Annotated in this window: 21 protein-coding genes; 10 read left to right on the top strand and 11 right to left on the bottom strand. The window is 60.9% G+C overall.

Annotated elements, in window-relative coordinates; genetic code table 11:
- Positions 1-124: 124 nt before the first annotated feature.
- Positions 125-1255, bottom strand: coding sequence for a branched-chain amino acid ABC transporter substrate-binding protein (locus DSCA_RS08055; RefSeq protein WP_197904762.1), 1131 nt, complete (start codon positions 1253-1255; stop codon positions 125-127).
- Positions 1256-1266: 11 nt separating this feature from the next.
- Entirely contained in the window at positions 1267-2109 is an 843-nt protein-coding gene (locus DSCA_RS08050) for an MBL fold metallo-hydrolase (protein WP_155315937.1), read from the bottom strand.
- A gap of 325 nt (positions 2110-2434) precedes the next feature.
- On the opposite strand from DSCA_RS08050, the gene DSCA_RS08045 reads away from it, so the two are divergent.
- Entirely contained in the window at positions 2435-2596 is a 162-nt protein-coding gene (locus DSCA_RS08045; protein WP_155315936.1) for a hypothetical protein, read from the top strand.
- 10 nt (positions 2597-2606) lie between these two features.
- Positions 2607-3236 (top strand): rhodanese-like domain-containing protein, encoded by a 630-nt coding sequence (locus tag DSCA_RS08040; RefSeq protein ID WP_155315935.1) that lies wholly within the window; start codon positions 2607-2609, stop codon positions 3234-3236.
- 24 nt (positions 3237-3260) lie between these two features.
- Here DSCA_RS08040 and DSCA_RS08035 read toward each other — a convergent pair whose 3' ends face one another.
- Positions 3261-4049: a TrmB family transcriptional regulator gene (locus DSCA_RS08035; protein WP_155315934.1), complete on the bottom strand. Its 789-nt coding sequence runs from the start codon at positions 4047-4049 to the stop codon at positions 3261-3263.
- A gap of 157 nt (positions 4050-4206) precedes the next feature.
- Between DSCA_RS08035 and DSCA_RS08030 the strand changes: the two genes are divergently transcribed.
- Complete coding sequence (locus DSCA_RS08030) at positions 4207-4563, top strand: hypothetical protein (RefSeq protein WP_155315933.1); 357 nt, start codon at positions 4207-4209, stop codon at positions 4561-4563.
- Positions 4564-4759: 196 nt separating this feature from the next.
- The gene (locus DSCA_RS08025; protein ID WP_155315932.1) at positions 4760-6142 is read left to right on the top strand and encodes a PilZ domain-containing protein; all 1383 of its coding nucleotides are present in this window, start codon (positions 4760-4762) and stop codon (positions 6140-6142) included.
- A 98-nt stretch (positions 6143-6240) separates the two neighbouring features.
- Here the strand turns inward: DSCA_RS08025 and DSCA_RS08020 are convergent, their stop codons facing one another.
- Positions 6241-6750, bottom strand: a complete 510-nt coding sequence (locus DSCA_RS08020) for a hypothetical protein (protein WP_155315931.1) — start codon at positions 6748-6750, stop codon at positions 6241-6243.
- Positions 6751-7016: 266 nt separating this feature from the next.
- On the opposite strand from DSCA_RS08020, the gene DSCA_RS08015 reads away from it, so the two are divergent.
- Positions 7017-7451 carry an iron-sulfur cluster assembly scaffold protein gene (locus DSCA_RS08015; protein ID WP_155315930.1) on the top strand — a complete coding sequence of 145 codons (435 nt, stop codon included), beginning with the start codon at positions 7017-7019 and terminating at the stop codon, positions 7449-7451.
- Positions 7452-7686: 235 nt separating this feature from the next.
- Here DSCA_RS08015 and DSCA_RS08010 read toward each other — a convergent pair whose 3' ends face one another.
- The 6 genes from DSCA_RS08010 to DSCA_RS07985 all read right to left on the bottom strand — a co-directional run bounded on the left by DSCA_RS08010 (position 7687) and on the right by DSCA_RS07985 (position 14271).
- Positions 7687-8508 carry a hypothetical protein gene (locus tag DSCA_RS08010; protein WP_155315929.1) on the bottom strand — a complete coding sequence of 274 codons (822 nt, stop codon included), beginning with the start codon at positions 8506-8508 and terminating at the stop codon, positions 7687-7689.
- Positions 8502-8972, bottom strand: a complete 471-nt coding sequence (locus DSCA_RS08005) for a Zn-ribbon domain-containing OB-fold protein (protein WP_197904761.1) — start codon at positions 8970-8972, stop codon at positions 8502-8504. The genes DSCA_RS08010 and DSCA_RS08005 overlap by 7 nt, the downstream gene beginning before the upstream one ends.
- 339 nt (positions 8973-9311) lie before the next feature.
- A complete protein-coding gene (locus tag DSCA_RS08000; protein ID WP_155315928.1) occupies positions 9312-10475 on the bottom strand; it encodes a thiolase C-terminal domain-containing protein in 1164 nt (387 codons plus the stop codon).
- A gap of 218 nt (positions 10476-10693) precedes the next feature.
- Positions 10694-11833: a thiolase family protein gene (locus DSCA_RS07995; protein WP_155315927.1), complete on the bottom strand. Its 1140-nt coding sequence runs from the start codon at positions 11831-11833 to the stop codon at positions 10694-10696.
- Positions 11834-11857: 24 nt separating this feature from the next.
- Positions 11858-12325, bottom strand: a complete 468-nt coding sequence (locus tag DSCA_RS07990) for a Zn-ribbon domain-containing OB-fold protein (RefSeq protein ID WP_155315926.1) — start codon at positions 12323-12325, stop codon at positions 11858-11860.
- Positions 12326-12471: 146 nt separating this feature from the next.
- Positions 12472-14271 carry an AMP-dependent synthetase/ligase gene (locus DSCA_RS07985; protein ID WP_155315925.1) on the bottom strand — a complete coding sequence of 600 codons (1800 nt, stop codon included), beginning with the start codon at positions 14269-14271 and terminating at the stop codon, positions 12472-12474.
- Positions 14272-14594: 323 nt separating this feature from the next.
- On the opposite strand from DSCA_RS07985, the gene DSCA_RS07980 reads away from it, so the two are divergent.
- The 3 genes from DSCA_RS07980 to DSCA_RS07970 all read left to right on the top strand — a co-directional run bounded on the left by DSCA_RS07980 (position 14595) and on the right by DSCA_RS07970 (position 17460).
- A complete protein-coding gene (locus DSCA_RS07980; protein ID WP_155315924.1) occupies positions 14595-15443 on the top strand; it encodes an SDR family oxidoreductase in 849 nt (282 codons plus the stop codon).
- Between the two features lie 101 nt (positions 15444-15544).
- A complete protein-coding gene (locus DSCA_RS07975) occupies positions 15545-16348 on the top strand; it encodes an enoyl-CoA hydratase-related protein (protein ID WP_155315923.1) in 804 nt (267 codons plus the stop codon).
- A 164-nt stretch (positions 16349-16512) separates the two neighbouring features.
- Positions 16513-17460 carry a GGDEF domain-containing protein gene (locus DSCA_RS07970; RefSeq protein ID WP_155315922.1) on the top strand — a complete coding sequence of 316 codons (948 nt, stop codon included), beginning with the start codon at positions 16513-16515 and terminating at the stop codon, positions 17458-17460.
- 27 nt (positions 17461-17487) lie between these two features.
- Here DSCA_RS07970 and DSCA_RS07965 read toward each other — a convergent pair whose 3' ends face one another.
- Positions 17488-19053, bottom strand: a complete 1566-nt coding sequence (locus DSCA_RS07965) for a sigma-54 interaction domain-containing protein (RefSeq protein ID WP_197904760.1) — start codon at positions 19051-19053, stop codon at positions 17488-17490.
- 374 nt (positions 19054-19427) lie between these two features.
- On the opposite strand from DSCA_RS07965, the gene DSCA_RS07960 reads away from it, so the two are divergent.
- Positions 19428-19736, top strand: coding sequence for a hypothetical protein (locus DSCA_RS07960; RefSeq protein WP_155315920.1), 309 nt, complete (start codon positions 19428-19430; stop codon positions 19734-19736).
- Positions 19737-19797: 61 nt separating this feature from the next.
- Positions 19798-20565: an enoyl-CoA hydratase/isomerase family protein gene (locus DSCA_RS07955; protein ID WP_155315919.1), complete on the top strand. Its 768-nt coding sequence runs from the start codon at positions 19798-19800 to the stop codon at positions 20563-20565.
- Positions 20566-20620: the final 55 nt, after the last annotated feature.

Below are 20620 nucleotides of genomic sequence, written 5' to 3'. Positions count from 1 at the left end.
TGGTCTGTTGGATGGGGATGACGATATCGCATTGGCTATACGAATGCAGAGAAGGAAAAGGGTGCAATGACACGTGAACTTGTTCCACGGGCCAGGCGTTTTCTGGCCCATGGATTCCGATCGCTTAATTGACCTCGACGTATTGTCCATCCTTTACCTGGAACACGGCAAACCCCACCCCGATGGCGTCGCCGCGTTGATCGAAGCTGATATGCCCCAGGGGGGTATCGAAATAGTTGCTCCGCAGCGCCTTGGAAACCGCCTCATAGTCGGTGCTGCCGGCAATTTGAATGCCTTCCAGAAGAGCGGTCGCCGCCGCGTAGGCGTTGAGGTAAAAGGCCCCGGGATCCGATCCGTAGGCCTTGCGGTGCGCCTCGATGGCAGCGATGGCCAGCGGGTTGCCCGTGGTGTCCGTGGGGCCGGTGGCGTAAACGCCCTCGGCATACCGGCCGGCCACTTTGATGAACGTGATATCCTTGACACCGTCATCGGAAATGAAGATCGTCTTCATTTTTTTCCGGCGCATCTGCTGGACCAGCTTGGACGCCTCGGGGTGAAAACCGCCGTACAGGAGCACGTCGGCTCTGGTGCGTTTGACTTTGTTGATCACTGCCGAGTAGTCCACCGCACCGGGGGTGATGCCTTCAAAAAGCACCAGTTCGCCCCGATCGTCATTTTCCAGAAAGCCTTTGGCGAACACGGCCAGCCCTTTGCCGTAATCGCCCTTGTCATGTACGATGGCGATTTTTCCGGCCTTGAGTTCATTCAGGCAGAAATCGACCTGGGTCCGGGCCTGGGCATCGTCCGGGGCAATCGTCCGGAAGAAGTTGCCGTGCTGGCCGCTTTTGGTCAGGTCGGTGTTGGTGGCGGAGGGGGACATGAGGATCACCCCCTTGGTGGCATAGATTCCCAGCGATGCCTTGCACGGCCCGCTGCAGATGTGCCCCAGCACCACGCTCACGTCTTCGGTGAGCAGTTTGGTGGCCACGTTGACGGCCACTTCGGTCTTGCACTGATCGTCCTCGACCACCAGTTCCACCGGTTTTCCCAGTACGCCGCCCCTGGCATTGATGTTTTGGACCACCAGTTCGGCGGCCTTTACCGTGGGAATGCCATAGGAGGCCAGATCGCCGCTGTGGGCGCCGGCGACGCCCATCTTGACCGTGCCCTCCGCACCGGCCGCCGGCCCACCATACAGGGCGCCCGCAAGCAACACCATCACCATCGCCGCCATTCGCTTCCCTCGTCGCATCATTTTCTCCTTTTTCAGTTTTCGTAATTCAGTTCAAGTCCCACGCCGACCTCCTGAAGGTCGGCTGCCCGTGACAATGCCAATCGGGATTTCAAATCGGTGCAGTGGCAGGCGTGGAGGGTTTTCGGCTCCCACGCCGCCAGCTTTTCAACGGTTTTGTTCAACTGCTTTTGGGTCGGATCCAGCAGGTGGAACCCGCCGATGATGTCCGCCAGGCGGGTGTCGTCACAGACCCGCATGGCCTGGGCCACCGTGTTGCAGATGCCCGCATGGGCGCACCCGGCGATGATCACCAGCCCCCGAGACGACCGGTAGGCCAGGGATGAATCATCCAGCAGAAAATCATCCGTTTCGGTATCGGCCTGCCGGATGCGGCCGATGGGATCGCAAGCCTCGAATTCGTTTTCTCTTTGGATCTCTCCTAAAAATACCAGGTCCGGATGCAGCCACTGCGGTTTCCGGGACAGCTGCAGTTCAAAATACTGGCGGACCGTTTCCTCCGGCACCAGACAGCCGATATCGCCGAGGCCGGGGATGAAGCGCCGGTCGAATATGGACGGATGGGCGACCAGGGCGGGGCATTTGAGCGGTCGGTTTTCGAACCGCCGTTCGGCATAGGCCTGGATCAGATGCTGCAGCCCCCAGGTGTGGTCCAGGTGGGCGTGGGAGAGCACCACCGTGTCGACATCGAGCACGTCGATGCCCATCTTGGCCGCATTTTTCATAAAAACGTCCGAGTAGCCCGTATCGAAGAGCACCCGCCGGTCATCGATTTCAATGTAGAAGGCGACTCCCGGTTCGGCGAGGAAATAGCGATCGATCAGGGTGTTGTTGTCGACCAGCACCGTCAGTTTCACATGTATACCTCCATGTTGGGCGCCGTTATTCAAAGCCCGTGCTCTGCAATCGCTCACGCGGCCGTAATTGCTGCTTCAGCGAAAGGGTCAGGGAGGGGAGTGGTTTTATTTATTGGGCATATGCCATTTTTTGTGTTTCAGGCACCGGTTTGTCAATATTTATCTGCCGGGCGCTGCGGCCCGTCTTCCCTGTTGACATTCCGGTCGGACCGGGTATAGGCTTTTCTTATCCTTTCCGGGGTTCCCATCGCACGGTCCGATTCCTCGCTGTTCCTGCCTTTCGCGCGCCCTCTGCTCATTCATTCGCCTTCGGCGGGCCATTGTCGTGAATGCACCGCTTGCCGTCTGTTCAGGTATCTCCGCCACCCAAACGGCAACCCATGCCGCCGCCATTCCTTTATTTCGGGTCATGGCCGACATGGACGAATGGGAACGACAGGCCAATGGCGGTGTGATCGTTCCCCAGATCAGCTACCCAAACCGTTAAAGGAGGTCCGATGATGATCCGCAAAGGCATTTTTTTCACTCTGGCAATGGTGCTTGCGATGTCCGCCGGCGCTTCGGCAGGCGGGTTTGCCTATCAGGCCGGCAAGGCGCACCTCGGGGGCGACGTCACGCCTGTACAGGCATACGAAATGGTCCGGAAAGACCCCGATCACACCTTTCTGGTGGATTGCCGGACCCGGGCGGAATACCAGTTTGTGGGGCATCCGGTGGGGGCCCACCACATTCCCCTGCGTTTTTTCTCCACCACCGCCGGCAAAACGGGGTATGCGACCGTGGCCAATCCCGATTTTGCAAACGAACTGCGGGCGCGGTTCAACCCGGATCAGGACACCCTCATCGTCTTGTGCCGCAGCGGCGGCCGCAGCTGCACGGCCTGCGACGAAGCCGTCAATGCAGGCTTCAGCGAAGACAGGGTCTTCAACATGATGGGGGGCTTCGAAGGCGGGAAAAACAAAAACCCAACCAGCGTATACTACGGCAAACGCTGGGACGGCGGCTGGAAACGGGAGGGGCTGCCCTGGACCTATGCCATGGACGCCGCCACCATGTACCGGCCGGATCTTGACGGAAAAGAGGCCGCCACCATCATGACGCCCACGCGGCTGAAGGTTTCCCAGTAACAGCGGCCCCGGCTGCCTCAGGACCTACATGTCATTTTGAATCATTTCATAAAATCGCTTCTCATTGTCATCGAGGGGCTGGTGCAGGGTGTGGATTTTGTAGAGGAAATAGTGGAAAAAATCGTGCCTCAGGCTGTCCCGCCCGGTGGTGACGAACCATCGGTTGCGGCCCCAGTTGATGCGGCACGTATCGATGTCTCCCGCCGTGAACAGGCCGCCGATAAACTCCGCTTTGTCCACCACCAGGTCGAAGGAGCGCCCGCCCAGGTTGCGTTCCACCACTTCATGCTGCGGGTGGGTCACCTGGATGGCAAAGGTCCGGGGAAACGGTTCCATGAAAATACATTTGACCTGCACCGCCCGCTTCTCCGCCTTCTTCAGTGATTGGACCAGCTTTTCGGCCTCCTGCGGAAACAGCCGGATGTAGATTTCCCGGCGGGCGCTCTCGATCATTTCCACGGCCTTGTCCAGCACCCGGTGATAGCCGGTTACGGTCCAGATGAAGTCGTGGTCCGCCGGCGCCCGGACGCGGTCGACCAGCTGTTTGAAACGATCGAGGTCTTTTTCGTGGTCCTGCCGCAATTGTTTGATCAGTTCGTCGGGCGGCAGCGGGACAAAGGTCCCTTTGCTGGCCTCGGCCACAAATCCCCGCCTTCTCAGGGTTTGCAGGACATCGTAGATCCGTGCGCGGGGGATGCCCGACCGTTTGCTCAACTGGGATCCATTGGTGGGGAAGTCCTCGAGAAGGGAGAGATAGGTGCGGATCGCATAATCGGACAGACCGAGCGTCGCCAGGTTGTATGACGTTTGCATGGCGGTTCCTTTTTGTTGTCACAAAGCGTACAACTAATTTGACTAACAGCCGCGGCACCGGTTGTCAACCTGGCCGGCCGGTTGGCACTTTGGCGTTGATTTTCCTTGCGGTGCCGATTATCCTGTCGGGTAAAGCGGACAGCGAAAGAGGCCGACCATGACATCCACCCATTCTCACCGGCCCTGCGGCCGGATCCTGATTGCCCTGATCACTCTGGTGCTTGCCGCCCATGGCTGTGCTTCCGGGCCGAGCCTCGTCGGCCGCTGGAAAGCGATGGAAGGCAGCGCCAGCGTGGAATTTGCCGTCGATGGCGGGTTTCATGCCGTCGACAACGAGGGCATGCCCGTTTCCGGAAAATACCGGCTGGTGGGTGCGGACGGCATCCAGTTCGAGATCCGGCACGGTGAAGCGGATGCGGAGGTTGTCGATGCCCGGTACACCCGGCTGGGCGAGCGGCTGACCCTGGCCTTTCCCGGAGAAGGCGCCATTGAAACCTACCACCGCATTCCCTGAGCGGCCACGCCCCCGATTTTTGACTCACTTGCCATCTATTTGACACCGGACCGCCCCCGGAAGCGGGTGGTGACTCCTCCCAAGGCATGAAATCCGGCTTTTTCGTTCACCGGATTAATTCTTTTCTGTGGCATGGAACTTGTAGAATCGAGACATCGTGCTGTTCAACCAATGACCCGACCCTTTTGAGGCCACGATGCTGTTTTTCAACGGAAAGGAAGATATGGGACTGGAAGCGAGCCTGAAGCTGCTGGATTTGCCGCCGGATGCCACCATCGATGACGCCAACCGGGCCTACGCCGATCTTCACCGGATGATTGACCAGTTTCACCAGGATGCCGGCACCGGAAAAGGCGGCGACCGGCAGGAGGATATGGAACTGCTCACCTGCGCCTATGAAAAAGCGGTAGGGTTCCTTTCGGATCAGGATCCCCGTCACGCCCCCGAATCGGCAGCGGCCACGGCCCGGCCGGCGGCCGCCGGCGGACACGAATCGACCGACCTTCACTTTACCATCAATTTCAACACCGACCCGGCCGAGGATGCGGCCGGGGAGGTGGCCCCCGTGCTTCCCGAACCGAACACCCGAACCGTTGAAGCGGCGGTTTCCATTACCGCGCGGCGCCTGCATCAGGCGGAGTCGGCGCTGCCGGCCGCCCGACAGGCGGTGACGTCGGCGGCGGCGGCGGTGACATCGGCCAGCCGCCAGCATGAATCGGCCAGACAGGCAAGCATGGATGCCGTCATTGCCGCCAAATCCGCCAAGTCCCGTGCGCTTTTGCTGGACATCGAAGTCAAACGGGCCATGGCGGAGGCCATTGCCGTGGCGGAAAAGGCCCGCGACCGGGTGATTGCCGCCCGGCAGGCGGCCCGGGAAGCCTCGGTCGAGGCGGACAAGGCCCGGGAGCAGGCCCGGCGCATCCGCAAATCAGAGGAAACCGCCGCTGCCGAAGCGGTCTGTGCCGAAGATCGACTGGAAAAGGAAAAGTCCCGCTTGAAGGCATTGACCCATACGTTGATCGAGGCCCGCGAGCGGATGCGCATGTTCCAGGAACCGACGGCGGACCCGGCCGCGCGGACAACCGCAGCGCAACCGCCTTCTTCCCCGCCCCCTCCGGCGGACCGCTTGTCCCCTTCCCATGCGGTTGACGGCGACGAGGCGGCCCGTCAGCAGATCATGTCCGACCTGCTGGACATCGAGGCGTCGCTCACGGCCAGAAGGAAGGCCTCCCTGCCGGCAGCCGATGACGGGGTCCAGGGAACGCGCGATGACGGACCGGCCAATGAAAGGCGGCGGCACGGCCGGCTGGTTTATCCTGTGGACCGGCGTCCGCGATGCACCATTGACGGCCGCTCGATTCCCGTCCTGGACCTGAGCGCCGCCGGCATGCGCCTGGCATCGGACCATGGCATGGCCCATTCGCGCATCGTCCGCGGCACCATCGCTCTGGCCGGTCGGCGCGCATTGCCGATCGCCGGCAAGGTGGTCCGGGCGGATGACGCAGGCCTGGGGTTGCGGCTGGTGACCCGCATCGGCAACCACATCCTCGATCAGGAGCGGCTTCGTCTGAGTGCCTGATCCTGACTGCGCCGTGAAACGTTTTTTTGAAAATGTCGGGACGTGATGGTTACGGCGGTTCCGTACAGACGCAACCCGCGGCAGGCCGGGGTTTCCCGTCAGGGGGCCTCTCTCCGGGCGATGCGGACAGACAGGGGCAGGGTCATCCGCCCGTCGTCGCGTCGAACCACCAGGCGGATGCCGTTTTCGCCGGCGGGCAACATGCCGGGGGTGATGCCCCGGCGGTCGGTCGTGTTCTCTTTCAGGGGGCGCCAGGCGATCCGTTCAAGCGGCATGACGACACGTGAAAAGACTGCACCGGGTGCGATGGTTTCCGGTGGTACCGTCGCGTTTTTTACCTGTTGCGGGTCGATCCCTTCGAACACCAGCATCCCCCGGGGGCTGCCGTTGAACAGATAACGGCTGTCGTTCCAATCGACCACCAGGTCCGAATCGCTTTTATTCGTGATCGTGAGGAGAAAAAAAGAGTAGAAGGCGGATGCGCCTTTTCGGGGTTCTACGCGCGCATTGAACCACCGGTTGTCAACTTCACGGGATTCCGGTCCGGCCGTCCATATCGCCCTGGACGGATGCCCGGCACTGCTGCAGCCCCACAGCGCAAGGCCCATCAACAACCACACTCCTATCGTGCGTCGGCATTTCATGGCATCAACCTTTCAGGGAGTTTTGACGGAATCGACCGATGCCCCGTCTGTTATCCGTTTTTGCCCGGTTTGACAAGCTTGAAACCGATGTTTGTCCGGCAACTCCACCGAGGCATTCAGGCTTTCGGGCCTTCGTATTTTCCTGCCGGACCTTGACACCGATAGCAGAAAGGTTTATTCGTTTCACTTCGCTTTACGCAATAACCATCGCTATTTAGAAGGAATGAGACATGACTCAGATCCAGGCGGCAACGCCAGAAGACACCAAGGGTATTGAAGAGATGCTGACCGCCTCCGGTTACTCCAGGACGGCCATCAATTACTACATCAACAAACCGCACATGGGCCAGATTGCCGATCCGGATATCACCTCCCAGATGACCGGTTCCTGCGGCGACACCATGGGGATCTACATCAAGATGGACAATGGTGTGGTGGGTGATGCCAAATATCAGGTGATGGGATGCGCCGGCGCCATTTCCGCCGCCATGGCGGTGGTGGACCTGATCAAGGGCAAGGATCTGGACTATGCCCGAACCATCGACGACGGCGTCGTTTTCAACGTCCTCGAGGAGATTCCGGTCAAGAAGCACCACTGCATCCAGCTGGCCGTCAAGACCCTGCACAAGGCGCTGGACGCCTATCGTCTCAAAAAATCGGCATAGGACCCTGATGTCATGACAATTGGTGAGGCCGCTGCCGGCATCGATCCGGCGGCGGCCTTTTTGATTTCAGGGAAACGGCGGCGTTGAGGACGACCCCGGCCCTGGTTTCGAAAGCGATCCCGGAATTTTTGTTCCGGCCGGCGATGTGGAATACACCGAATCGGTGATCGAACCGCCACCCGGCGATGGTATCGGATTCCCGGAGCTGTCTTTGTTTTCGTTTTGTGGATCGACATTAAAAAATCTGTATCCCCGCCCTCGCAAGCCCTTCCGGATGATGCTTCCAGGCCGCCAGCTCATCCCAGCGATCCAGGGCTGCCATTTCACCGGTGCGTCGACCAAAGGCCGATTCCACACCCGGACGCGTACCGCCCATGATGACGCTCTCACCGGTATCGGCGACCCTGTCCCGCGTTGCCAGGGCAATCACCCCCATGTCGTCCGTCTCTCCATGGCCGCTTTGCCGTTGGCCGGTCAACCGCTCGACGATGCGATAGGGGGTTTTCAAGAGCGCCCGGTCGAGGCGTTCGGCCACCTTGCCCGCACCGTCGGTGGCCAGCAGGGTCAGGGGGGGGACGCCGCTCATCGCCAGGGTCGAAACCGGATTGGGGTGTTGGCTGCGGCCCGCAAAATTCATGTCCGCCCCGGACCGGAAGAGAAGACGGCCGTCGTCCGGTGACACGAGCGTTACCGATGAATCCCCGTTGTTGGCGACCATGATCGCCCCTCCGCCATGGGGGACCACCACCACACAACTGAGGGTGGTGCGATGGATATATTTCTGACGGGACCAGATTCGCTCCAGCAGACCCTTGAACTCCAGTTCGTCGCCCGGCGGCCCGTTCAGGCACACCGCATGGGCCAGCTGCCCGAGCAGCCGGCGGGATGCCTGGGGAAACCGCTCGGTGGCATCGGCCACGGCAAAGACGCCGTGGCGGCAGTCGACCAGCAGGCAGTCCCCGTTGCCGTATCCGCAGCGGACTTTTTCCGTTCCGGTGATCAGGCGGGCGCCCAGCCGGCCGGGCAGGCGAAGGGCCCGTCTGAAGGGGTTCAGCATTGATCGGTGATTCGAAAATACCGGATATCCTTGATCGTCCCCTTGGGGGTGTCGGAAAAGACCGGTTCCACCCGGGCGCCGATTTTAACCCTGGATTCGTCCTGGATATCGATGTAGTGCTGAAGGAGGGTGTCGGCCCCATCCAGCCGGATGAAGCCGTACCCATAGGGCACCGGTTTCTGTTCTCCGGTTTCCGGGTCGATGAAGGCATAGCGGAGGATGGTGAAGGTGCCGATGGTGCCGGCAGGCCCCACCTCGACCCAATCGTCCATCTCCACGAAACAGGCACCGCACACCCGGCGCGGCGGGATGTACACCGTGGCGCACCGGGGGCATCTGACGGCCATGAACCGGCGGTGGTCCCTCAGTTCCCGCAAAAACAGGCTGCCGTGAAGACCGACGGCATAATTGAACGGCTGTGCGGCCGTCCCCGATTCAATGATGACAGGGGCTGTGTCTGGCATGGTGGGCTCCTTCGGTCCGTTTTGTTGGTCAAGAAGGTTATTATCGTTTAGAGCGTTTGCGGCGTCAGGCGTTATTGACTGGATAAGCCCAACGCGGATGGCTCATACAAGATGGAACGCGGCTGGAAGGCGTACCCTCAATCCCTCCATCTCATATCCCCCTCACCCTGTCCCTCTCCCCCAAAGGGGCGAGGGGACGCAGTCAGAATTTTGGGAATGGTCCCGGAGTTTCAGGTAAAGGGTTTACCGTTTCCGTTCACTGTTCACGCATCACCATCGGTATCAATCCCTCAATCCTTTTACCCCGGTCGTCTCCGTTCGGACATCCGGCCTTCGACATCAGAAATCCGGTTTTCTCCTGCCGTGGAGCAGGATGTCCGTCCAGAAGCACCCGCCGAACCCGGTGCTCAGGGCCAGGTCCACGTCCGGCACCTGCCGGTCTCCGGCCCTGCCCATCACCTGCAGGGCGGCTTCGGCGCAGCGGATCAGGCCCGTGGCGCCGATGGGGTTGCAGGCGATCACCCCGCCGGACGGGTTGATGGGGATTTCACCGCCCATGTCCGTGGCGCCGCTCCAGACCAGTTCGGCCCCCCCGCCATGCTCCGCCAGCCCCAGATCCTCGATCCACATGATGCCGGCGAAGGAGTAGGGCTGGTACATCTCGATGACGCCGATTTCCTTGACCGGTTCCCGGATGCCCGCCTTGCGGTAGATCTCCCGGGAGGCGGCGGCCATGGAATCCAGCCGGCCGAAGTTGGCATCCCCCAGGCAGGTGTAGGTGTGCCGGTTGGCCGTGGCCCAGATCCAGTCGGGTCTGGCGCTGATCCGTTCGGCCACGTGTTCGCCGGCCATGATCACGGCACAGGCCCCGTCGGTGCGCGGGCAGACATCCAGCAGGTGAATGGGGTCGGCCAGCATGGGAGACGCCAGCACCTCGTCGATGGTCACTTCCCTGCGCAGCTGGGTGTAGGGGTTGCTGCAGGCGTGTCTGCGGTCCCGCACCGACACGCGGGCCCCGTCGCGGTCCGTGGCTCCGTATCTGGCCATGTACGCCTGGGCCTCGGCCGCCAGCCCCGAAATGGCGCCGGCGAAGACCAGGCGGTCCCAGACCGGGTCGAATGCCGTGGTGATGGCGCCGGTGGTGTCCGACTCGGAGTTTTTCTCCCAGCCGATCACCAGTACCCGGTCGAACAGGCCCGAGGCCACCAGGTGATAGCCGCCGATGGCCAGGGTGCTGCCGGTGGTGCCCCCGGTGGTGAGCTTGATCACCGGCTTCATGAACCCGCCGGATCCGTCAACGCTCCAGCAGTCCACGTAATTGATGCCCTCGAAATGGTCCATGTTGCCGATCACGATGGCATCGATGTCGCCGATGGTCAGGTCCGCATCAGCCAGGGCCGCCTGGACCGCTTCGTTGATCAGCTCCTGGCCGTTCACGTCCGGGCGATGGCTTTTATGATAGGTCTGGCCGGTGCCGACGATGGCGACGCGTTGTCTGCTCATTATTTTTTTCTCCTCTGTCAGTGATCGCATTCCGACGGCATCTTTCGGCCCAGGCCGGCGTTCTCGCTCGGCTGAAATCCTCGGTGCAGCGCTGCTGCGCCTGCGGTTTCAACCTCGCTGCGGCCTTGTCCTGAACCGGAATCTGCCATCTGTATGCGATCACAGAAGACAGCCTGAATCCCGTTTGATGTCCGATGTCCGGTTTCTGTCCGCCGACTTCAGGTTCCAAGAATCCAGACACAGTGCGACTGCCCGCAAAGCCCGTTGACCCCCTGGGCCACGCCCACGGTCGGATTCCGGACCTGGGCGCCGCCCGCCTCGCCGCGCAGCTGGCGGACCACCTCGGCCATGCGGATCAGGCCGGCGGCGATGACCGGATGGCCGCTGAGCAGTCCGCCCGAGGGGTTCACCGGCAGCCGGCCGCCGATGTCGAAGGCGCCGGCTTCCACCAGTTTTCCGGCCTGGCCGTCGGCACATAATCCCATGGCTTCCAGCCACATCAATTCCTGGTAGGTGAAGGCGTCGTAAAGCTCGGCCACATGGACCTGCCCGGACGGATCGGTGATACCGGCCATGGCAAAGGCCTTTCTGGCTGCCCGGGTCAGGGCCGCCGCCCGGGAGAGATCCCGGTCCCCGAGGTGATAGGCGTCCGTGCAAAAGGCCGCGCCCCTGATCCACACGGGCGGTTTGGTCCCGCAGCCCACCCGATCCCTGCCGGCGATGATCAGGGCGCAGCAGCCGTCGGACACCGGCGAGCAGTCCAGTTTGTGGAGCGGATCGCAGATCATTTCCGAGGCCAGCACATCGTCCACGGTGATCGCCATGGGCAGCTGGGCCTTGGGGTTGTGGCGGGCATTGCCGTGATTCTTCACCGACACCCGGGCCAGCTGGCGGGCCGTGGTGCCGGTGCGGTGCTGGTAGGCATTGGCCTGCATGGCGCAGGCACTGATCATATCCATGCCGATGGCGCGTTCGTAAATGGGGTCGAAGGCGGCATTGGTGATCAGGCTGGAGACGCTTTCCGAGCCCTTGCTGTGGGCCGTCACCAGGGTGGTGCCGTAAGCGCCGGACAGAATGCGCGTCAATCCATAAAATGCGCCGAAGGTGCCGTCTCCCTCCACGCAGGAGACGTTTTTGTCGCGGGCACCGCTGGCGTCGCTCACCGCCATGCAGCTGATGGTGCGCCCGTCCCAGAAATCGTTGGACGTGGTGACCACATTGTCGATGTCGTCGATGGACATCCCTGCATCGGCCAGGGCCAGGTTGACCGCCTCCCAGGCCATGTCGGCAAAATTGTCGCCGGTCTTGTTCTTCTCGATGGCGGTCATCCCCATGCCTACAATTGCTGCGCTGTCCATAGCGATATTCCCGTAAATTCGAGATTACTGGTGGTCCACCGGTTCAAAGTGGGAGATGGCCGCTATCGTTGCTCCGGCTTTCCCTGAAAAGCAGGCCCTGACCCGCATGCCGATCGCGACCCGGTCCGGATCGGTGCGGCCGATGGTGTGCAGCAGCGCCGTATCTGCGCCGTCCAGGCGGATCAGGGCGAAGATCACCGGCACCGGCCGGGCAATCGCCGCCAGCTGCCGCCTGGCCACCGTGAATGCGGTCACCGTCCCTTCATCGGAAACGGCCGTCCAGTCGTCGTTGGGGGTAAAGCAGGTCGGACAGACCTTTCTCGGGGGCACGAAAACCCTCTGGCAGCGTTCGCAGCGGGTTCCCAGGATCGTCTGCTCGTCGCGCAGGGCGCTGAGAAACCGACCGGCCGTATCACCGGCCCACCAGGTGTAAGGCACGCTGATCCGGCTGCGAACCACCATGGGATCCACCTGCGTCAAAGAATGGCTCATGATTGCTGTGTCCTCGTTCGTACCAGGTTTCGGGATGTTGGATTCCGGTTTGTCGTTGGTGGTTTATGGATCGGCGGGCACCGCTCGTGGTGCTCCGCGCCGCTTCCGGTCTTCAGTCCGTCGATCCGCCATGCCTCGATCCTGACTCACGCATCGGCGTACATGGACTCGATCAGGCCGGCGTATCGTTCCTGCACCACATTGCGCTTCAACTTCAGGGACGGGGTCAGCTCGCCGTTTTCCCGGGAGAACGCTTTTTTGATGATCCGGTAGCGCTTGATCGTCTCGTAGCGGGCCAGGTGGCCGTTCCGTTCGGCCACATGGGCGTCGACGATGCCCACGAACGAGGGGTGGTCCAGCAGTTCCGCCGCATCGCCGAAGGCGATGCCCTGCTGCTGTGCAATCAGGGCGGCCTGGTCCAGGTTGACCGTGAGCAGGGCGCTTAAAAATTTGCGGCGCTCGCCGATGACGATGAAATAGGTGAACAGCGGGTCGCTTAAAAAAAGGTTTTCGATTTTCTGGGGGGCGATGTTCTTTCCGCCGGAAGTGATGATCAGGTTTTTTTTGCGATCGGTGATTTTAAGGAATCCGGCGCCGTCGAAACTTCCGATGTCCCCGCTTTTCAGAAAGCCATCTTCGGTGAATGCCGCTTCCGTCTCGGCGGGCATCTTCCAGTAGCCCTTGAATACATTGTCGCCGCGTATGAGAATTTCTCCATCTTCGGCCAGCCTGATTTCCACGCCCGGCAGGGGCTTGCCCACCGTTCCGATCCGGTAGTCGGCCAGATTGCTCATGGTGGCCGGCGCGAAGCACTCAGTCATGCCGTAGCCCTCCACGACCTGGATGCCGGCGGCGTTGAAAAAAAGGATGATTTCCCGTGCGGTGGGCGCCCCCGAAGCGGTCATCCACCGCACGCGCCCGCCCAGCGCCCGGCGGAGGCGTTTGAATATCAGGGCGTAGGCCAGCCGGTATTTCAGGTGAAGGAGGGCCGGCACCGTTTTTTTCTCTTCCCGGAGCGTGGAGATGCGGACGCCGATGCGATGCCCCCAGTCGAAGACCTTCCGGCGCCATGGCGGCTGTTGCGCAACCTGCATGAGAACTTTCTGGTAGACCTTCTCGCAGACCCTGGGAACGGCCAGGATGATGGTGGGGCGCTTTTCCGAGAAATCGTCGAGAACGGTGTTCACGCTCTGGGCATACGAGGCGGTGATTCCCTTGTACATTCCGTAAAAATGGCCGGCGGCCCGTTCGAACACGTGGCTCAAGGGGAGAAAGGGGACGGCCTGGTCCGCCTCATTGGCATACCCGGGGGTGATCCGGTCAAGGGCCTCGATGACGGCCATGATGTTCCTGTGGGTGATCATGGCCCCCTTGGGCACGCCGGTTGTGCCCGACGTGTAGACGATGGTGGCCAGGTCATCCGGAGCTACGGCACGGGCCTTTTTTTCGAAGGCGGTCGCATCCGCCCGGTGGGCCGCCAGGCCGGATTGCATCAATGCGGCAAAAGAGATCAGGCCGGCGTGGGTGAGTGTTCCGGCTTCCATGGCCACGATGGTTTCCAGGTGCGGGCAGCGCCGGGCTGCATAAAGCGCCTTTTCGGCCTGTACGGGGTCTTCCACCACCAGGATCCGGGCGCCGGCGTTGCCCACAATGTAGGCGACTTCCTCGGCGGTCAGGGTCGTGTAGATGGGAACCAGGACGGCCCCGATGCCCAGTGTGCCCATGTCCGTGTAGAGCCACTCCAGGCGGTTTTCAGCCAGCAGGGCCACCCGATCGCCCTTTTCGGCACCCCGTGCGGCCAGTCCCAGCCCCACCGCCCGCGACCGGTCATAATACTGGCGCCAGGTGGCGCCTTCCCATCGACCGTTGCGCTTTTTTTCAACGGCCAGCCGGTTTCTGTATTGATCGGTCCGGTTTACAAAGACTCGGTTGATGGTCTTTTCCATGGCTTCCCTGTCCTGTTGCCGAACCCCGGCGGCGGGGGTCGGGGGTCAGCCGGCAGGCGGGCCTGTCTGCCGGCTGGTGCAGAAATGAAATCGTCATGCCATGAATGAGGTTCGAAATTATAATGAGATTCAAGATAAGCTTGACTTTCCATATGGGATTAATTATTAAAAGTCAACTATGATCTGAAGAATGTTCAGGAACATAATTAGATTCAAATTCAAGAACACCAGGCCCGGAGGGGGGGCTCGGCGGAGTGCGGGGGTGATCTTTACCGCCGGCGGCCCCACAAAATCGACCCGGCGACTGCAGGGCGTCTTACGCCATGCTGGAAGGCCATGCCTTGAAAATTCTGGCGGAGAAAACGGTGGTCATTACCGGGGGCGCGGCCGGCATCGGCTGGGAAATGGCCCGGGTGTTCGCCCGGGAAAAAGCCCGCCTGGCCATTGTCGATATCGACACAGGGGCGCTGGAACGGCGCGTGGGCCGGTTGACGGCCGAGGGGGGCCGGGTGACGGGCTACCGGTGCGACATGGCCGATCCCGAACAGGTCCGGGCGGTGGCCGAACGTATCCGGCAGGATTTCGGACCTGTCGACGTCCTGGTCAACAACGCCGGTATCGTGGTGGGAAAACCGGCGGCGCGGGCCTCCTATGCCGACCTTCGCCGGATCGTGGACATCAACCTGCTGGGCGTCATGTGGATGACCCGCCAGTTCCTCGGCGACATGATGGCCGCCGGCCGGGGCCACATCGTCAATGTCGCTTCGGCCACCGGCATGCTGGCCGTGCCGGGACTCTCCGATTACTGCGCCACCAAGTTTGCCGTTCTGGGGTATTCGGATGCCCTGCGCATGGAGATGAAGAGGTCGGGCTGCCCCGGCGTGAAGGTGGCCTGCATCTGTCCGTCGGTCGTCGAAACCGGCATGTTTGCCGGGTTCATCCCGCCGCTGTTCAGCCCCCTGCTGAAACCGGCCGACGTTGCCCGGCGGATTGTAGACACGGTCAAACGGGAAAACGATTATCTGAAGATTCCGTTCATGGTCCACGTGCTTCCTTTCCTGAAACTGCTGCCGGCGGCATGGGTCGACCGGCTGGTCGCCCTGACCGGCCTCGATCGGTCCATGGATCATTTTGCAGGGCACGCGTCCGGAGGACCGGAGGGTGAGTCGTGAACGGTGAACCCGAAACCCAGGAACCATAAACCCGCAACGACCAACCATAAGCCATAAAGCACCAACCACCCGTTTCCCGTCCCAGAACCCCGGAGGAACCCATGGCACTGATTTACGAGAAGAAAAACCATGTCGCCACGATCACCCTGAATCGACCCGAAGCCCACAATGCCATCGACCCGCAGACGGTGGTCGAGCTGGTGGATGCCTGGCAGGATTTCAGCCGGGACCCGCAGATGCGCTGCGCCATTCTCACCGGGGCAGGGGAGAAGAGTTTTTGCGCCGGTGCGGACCTGGGCAAACTGATTCCTCTGTGGACCGGTGCCCGACAGCCGGAAACCGATGCGGACCGTCAGGTTCAGGCCAACCCCATGCTGGCCCAAAAGGCCCTGCTGCGGGATTTCACCCTGGCCAAACCGGTGATTGCCGCCATCAACGGCAATGCCGTCGGCGGCGGTTTCGAAATATTGTACAGCACCGACATCCGGGTGGCCGCCCAAGGCGCCCGCTTCGGTCTGCAGGAGGTCAGGTGGTCCATCGTGCCGGCCGGCGGGTCCACCGTGCACCTGACCCGCCAGATCCCCTACGCACGGGCCATGGAGATGCTGCTTACCGGCGAACTGATCGACGCCGGGCAGGCTCTGGCCGATGGATTTTTGAACCGGGTGGTGCCGGGGGAGAGGGTGATGGAAACGGCGCAACGCTATGCCGGGATCATCGCCAACAACGGCCCCCTGGCCGTGGCTGCGGTCAAGCAGGCGGTCCGGGAGAATAGCGGGAAGGATGTCGAAGCGGCACTGGCCCGGGAGATGGAACTTGCCATCCCGGTGTTTTTGAGCAAGGACGCACAGGAAGGTCCCAGGGCCTTCAAACAGAAACGGGAGCCGGTGTTTACGGGTGAATAAACTGCTTAACAGTTAGAAACCCGATTTCTCATGCAGCGCCGGAAAGCCGGATCCAATCTGTCTCAATTGAGTCAAACACCGGGGGGCGCAAAACGCGATGTTTTTCCTCATCCCGGCCCATTTTTTTTCCTGGCGCCTGAACCGGGACCGAAGGTCAATGCAGAATGAACCCAATAGACAGCGCTATCCAGACGGACATTAAGCTTCCCTCGCCCCCGGCCATTGCGGTCCGTATTCTGGAGGCGGTCAATAAAGAGGACTCCTCCTTCGATGAACTGGGGCGGATCATATCCGCTGACCCGGCGCTTTCAACGAGAATTCTCAAGGTCGCCAACTCTTCCTTTTACTCCCTGCCGGCCAAGGTGGACAGCATTCAGCGGGCCATGGCCATTTTAGGCTGCAACGTCTTGAAAAATATCGCCCTTTCCTTTGTCATTGCCAGGGAAATGAGGTTCGAATCAAAGGAGAACTTTGATTTTGATCTGTTCTGGAAGCGATCGGTCACCGCCGGGGTCAGTGCGGGTTTAATCGCATCCCTGGACACTGCCGAAAAACTGGCAAGCGAACTCCAGACGGCCAACGACAAGCTCAGGGGAATGGCATTTGAAGACAGCCTGACGGGGCTTTTCAACCATCGTTATTTTCAAGCGTGCATGGACATTGAATTCAGCAAGGCGGTTCGCTACCAGCGGCCATTTTCGCTGATCATGCTGGACCTGGATCATTTCAAAAAAGTTAATGACCGCTACGGCCACCCGTCGGGGGATGCGGTGCTCAAACAGGTCAGTGCAACGATCAGGCAGACCGTGAGAAAATCCGATATCGTTTCGCGATACGGTGGCGAAGAATTTACCGTGGTTCTTCCGGAAACGACCCTGAAGGGCGCCGTGCTCCTGGCCGAACGGATACGAAAAAGGGTGGAAGGGCTGGAAGTCGGGGCCGATGAGGAAACCATCCGCATGACCATCAGCCTGGGGCTGACCACCTGGGAGCCGGGATCACCGGCTGGCGGCAAAGCCGACATTATCGATGCCGCTGACAGGGCCCTGTACGCATCCAAAAGGAACGGGCGAAACAAGGTCAGTTTTGTCCCGGTCGCCGCTCCTGAATAAAAGCAGTGAACGGTGAACCCGACCCCGTCAGTGGCCCTGCCGCGCCAGTCGGCCGTGGGGAATTCCCAGTTTTCGCATGCGGCCCCGCAGTGTGCTGGGGTGCAGCCCGAGCTGCTGCGCCGCCCCGCCCGGACCTTCCACCCGCCCGCCACACCGGTCCATTGCCCTGCGGATATGAGCGCTGATGGCCTCGTCCAGGGAGCAGAACCGCTGATCTTCCGCTGCCGTGGCTGCGGTTTTCCCGGCGGATGCCGATTGCCGTATAAGATCCAGCTTCAAGGGCTGGTCGCCGTCCTTCATCTGGTGCAGGATCAGGGCGCGTTCCACCAGGTTTTCCAGTTCACGCACATTTCCCGGCCAGTGATACGACTGCAACCCCTCGATGGTGCCCGGCGCCAGATGCGGCAGGTCCCGCAGCTTGAGGTCGCGGGATTTTCGATCGATGAAATAGTAAACCAGTGCCGGGATGTCTCCTGCCCTGTGGCGCAGGGGAGGGATGGTGATCGGAAACACATTGAGGCGGAACCACAGGTCTTCACGAAATCCGCCCCTGCGGGTCATCGCCTCGAGGTCCTGGTGGGTGGCGGCGAGGATGCGGGCGTCCACCGGGATCATTCCGGTCCCGCCCACCCGTTCGATTTCATGATGCTGAAGCACCCGCAGCAGCCTGACCTGGGCCGGCGGCGGCAGTTCGCCGATCTCGTCGAGAAAAATGGTTCCGGTGTGGGCCCGTTCGAAGCGCCCCCGTTTTTTCGATATGGCGCCGGTAAAGGCGCCCTTTTCATGCCCGAACAATTCGCTGTCGATGAGGTTCTCCGGGATGGCTCCGCAATTGACCTTGATGAAAGGATGCGCGTCCCGGCCCGACAGCTGATGAATGGTGTTGGCGATGACTTCCTTGCCGACGCCGGTTTCCCCCATGAGGAGAACGGGAACATTCAGGGGGGCCACCTGGCGGAGCATTCTCATTGCTTCACGGAGCCCGAAGTTGGCGCCGACGATGGTGTCTCCGGTCATTTCCATCATCTGCTGACGGAGGTACTGATTGTCGTCGGCCAGGATGTCCTTGAGACGTGAAATTTCCTGGTGCCGCAACATGTTGGACAGGGCCAGCGCCAGCGGATCGTGGACCAGCGAGAGCAACCGCGCCTGTTCCCCGGTGAAACGGTGCTTTCCCCGGGCAAAGAGGTGGAACAGGCCCAGCCGCTGGTCGTCCAGCTCCAGGTCCATGGTGATATGGGACCATTCAGGCGGCCAGATCAATCGGAAGATCTGACGCATCTCATCCGGTTCGGCATCGATGTCGTTGTAAACCCGGGTGTCCGGCCCCCGGTCCCACTCCGCTTTCATCCGCGTCCAGAATTCAACGGGAACATAGATCGTTTTTCCCGGTGCCCTGATTTCGGGCGGCCATATGCCGGCCAGAATCCTGCCGACATTCAACTCCGGGTCGTACAGGCCGAAAAGCATACCGTCGATGGCCATATGCTGCTTCAGGTACGCCATGCAGCGTTTCATGGCCGTTTCAATTTTAAGACTGCTGGACATGCGCAGGGTCACCTGCCGGAAAAAATCGTTTTCGTCAATCCCCACCCTATCATCCCCCCGGGGCGACCGCATTGGGGGCGATCGCCTGTTTTTCGCAGGGCCGACCCGCGCCCGCAGCAGCCGAGGGCCGGGCCGGATGCCGTTTTGCAGCAATAACCGGCCATGCCTGCGACCATGAATTTCCATCAGGGGTCAATCGCCTTTACCCGGCAATGCCCCTTTTAAAAACTTTTTTATTTGAAAGAATATATCACCTGGCTTTCAAATGAGAAAGGCGATAACTGTTAAATTCGAAAGAAAAAAAGATCCGCCTTGGAAAAAGGCCGATATTGCCCAAGATCACCAATGGCACGGCATTCGCTACCCTGTATGGTCAGCTGGGATACCGGCTTATCCAGTTAACGACAGGACCGGCGATAATGCTTTGGATTGAGGTTATACAACTGCGGTCATCCGGGCGCGAACAGGCGAGCCGGGCCGTTTCGGCCTTCCGGGAGATTCCCTTTCCGAACCGGGAGAAGGGGCTCGAATCCATCGACCTGTTTCAGAGCCTTGGACCTGAGGGTGATCTGAGCCTTTTCATCCGCTGGCAGGGCGTTTTTCCGCTCAACGGGAAGAGCCGGCTCGGGTTTCAGCTGGCGGCGGCACTTTCGGAATTCGGCCAGATCCATCATTGCGGCTGGCAACGCCGGGACAGCCTGAAGAAAAAAAAGGCGTCATCGACATGAACGCAGACAACCGGCGCAGGCCCGTGCCGTCGGCCTCATTTTTCAGAATCAGGAGGGTGTCATGAAAAAAAGTACACGAAACCTGACATGCGACAACGACTACTTCTCGGCGCGCCTGGAGGGCGGGGTGGTCGTCTTCAGTCCCAAGGGAAACGTTTTGCTGCGGTCGACCATCCTGAAGGCCAAGGAGCAGGTGCTGGACTATTTCGAAGCGGTGTCGGCCTCCTCTGAGGCCCGGGTGCTTCTGCTCGTGCCCCGGGCCAGAAAATCCCGCCGGGAGGAGTACCTGTCGTTTATCGACATGGTCAAATCCGGCCGGATGTCCGAAAACAGCGTAATGCGCCTTTATCGTGCCGTCGATCAGATCATCCTGCACATCCGCGCCTCCAGCCTGTTTTTCATCAGCGCCGATTGCGGGCAGATACTGCCCATGGCCGCCAATATTTCCCTGGCCTGCGATTATCGCATTTTAGGGGACAACGCCTGCTTCCAGAACCCGGCCCTGGAACTGGGGCTGATCGCCAAAGGCGGGGGGGCATGGTTTCTCTCGCGCCTTCTGGGCAGGAGCAAGGCCCTGGAATTGCTTCTGGCCCGTCAGAGCCTGACGCCGGACGAGGCCCGGGCAATGGGCCTGGTGGACCGCTTGGTGCCGGCGGATGATTTTGAAGCCGAATCGCTTCGCATCGCCAGTCGGTTCGCCGGGATTCCGGCGACCTCGCTGCGCCTGGCCAAACGCCTGGTCAGCCATTGTGAATCCGACCTTGCCGAGTACCTGGAGATGGAGAACCATGAACTGGTCAGGGCCCTGTACCAGACCCATATCCGATAGTTGCCGGCCGGGAATGCAGTGGACGATGGACGGTGGACGATGAACAGTTAAAAAT

The sequence above is a fragment of the Desulfosarcina alkanivorans genome, from assembly GCF_009688945.1.
GTDB classification, from domain to species: domain Bacteria; phylum Desulfobacterota; class Desulfobacteria; order Desulfobacterales; family Desulfosarcinaceae; genus Desulfosarcina; species Desulfosarcina alkanivorans.
Note: the sequence above shows the minus strand (reverse complement) of the source record. Positions and strands in the feature narration are given on the sequence as shown.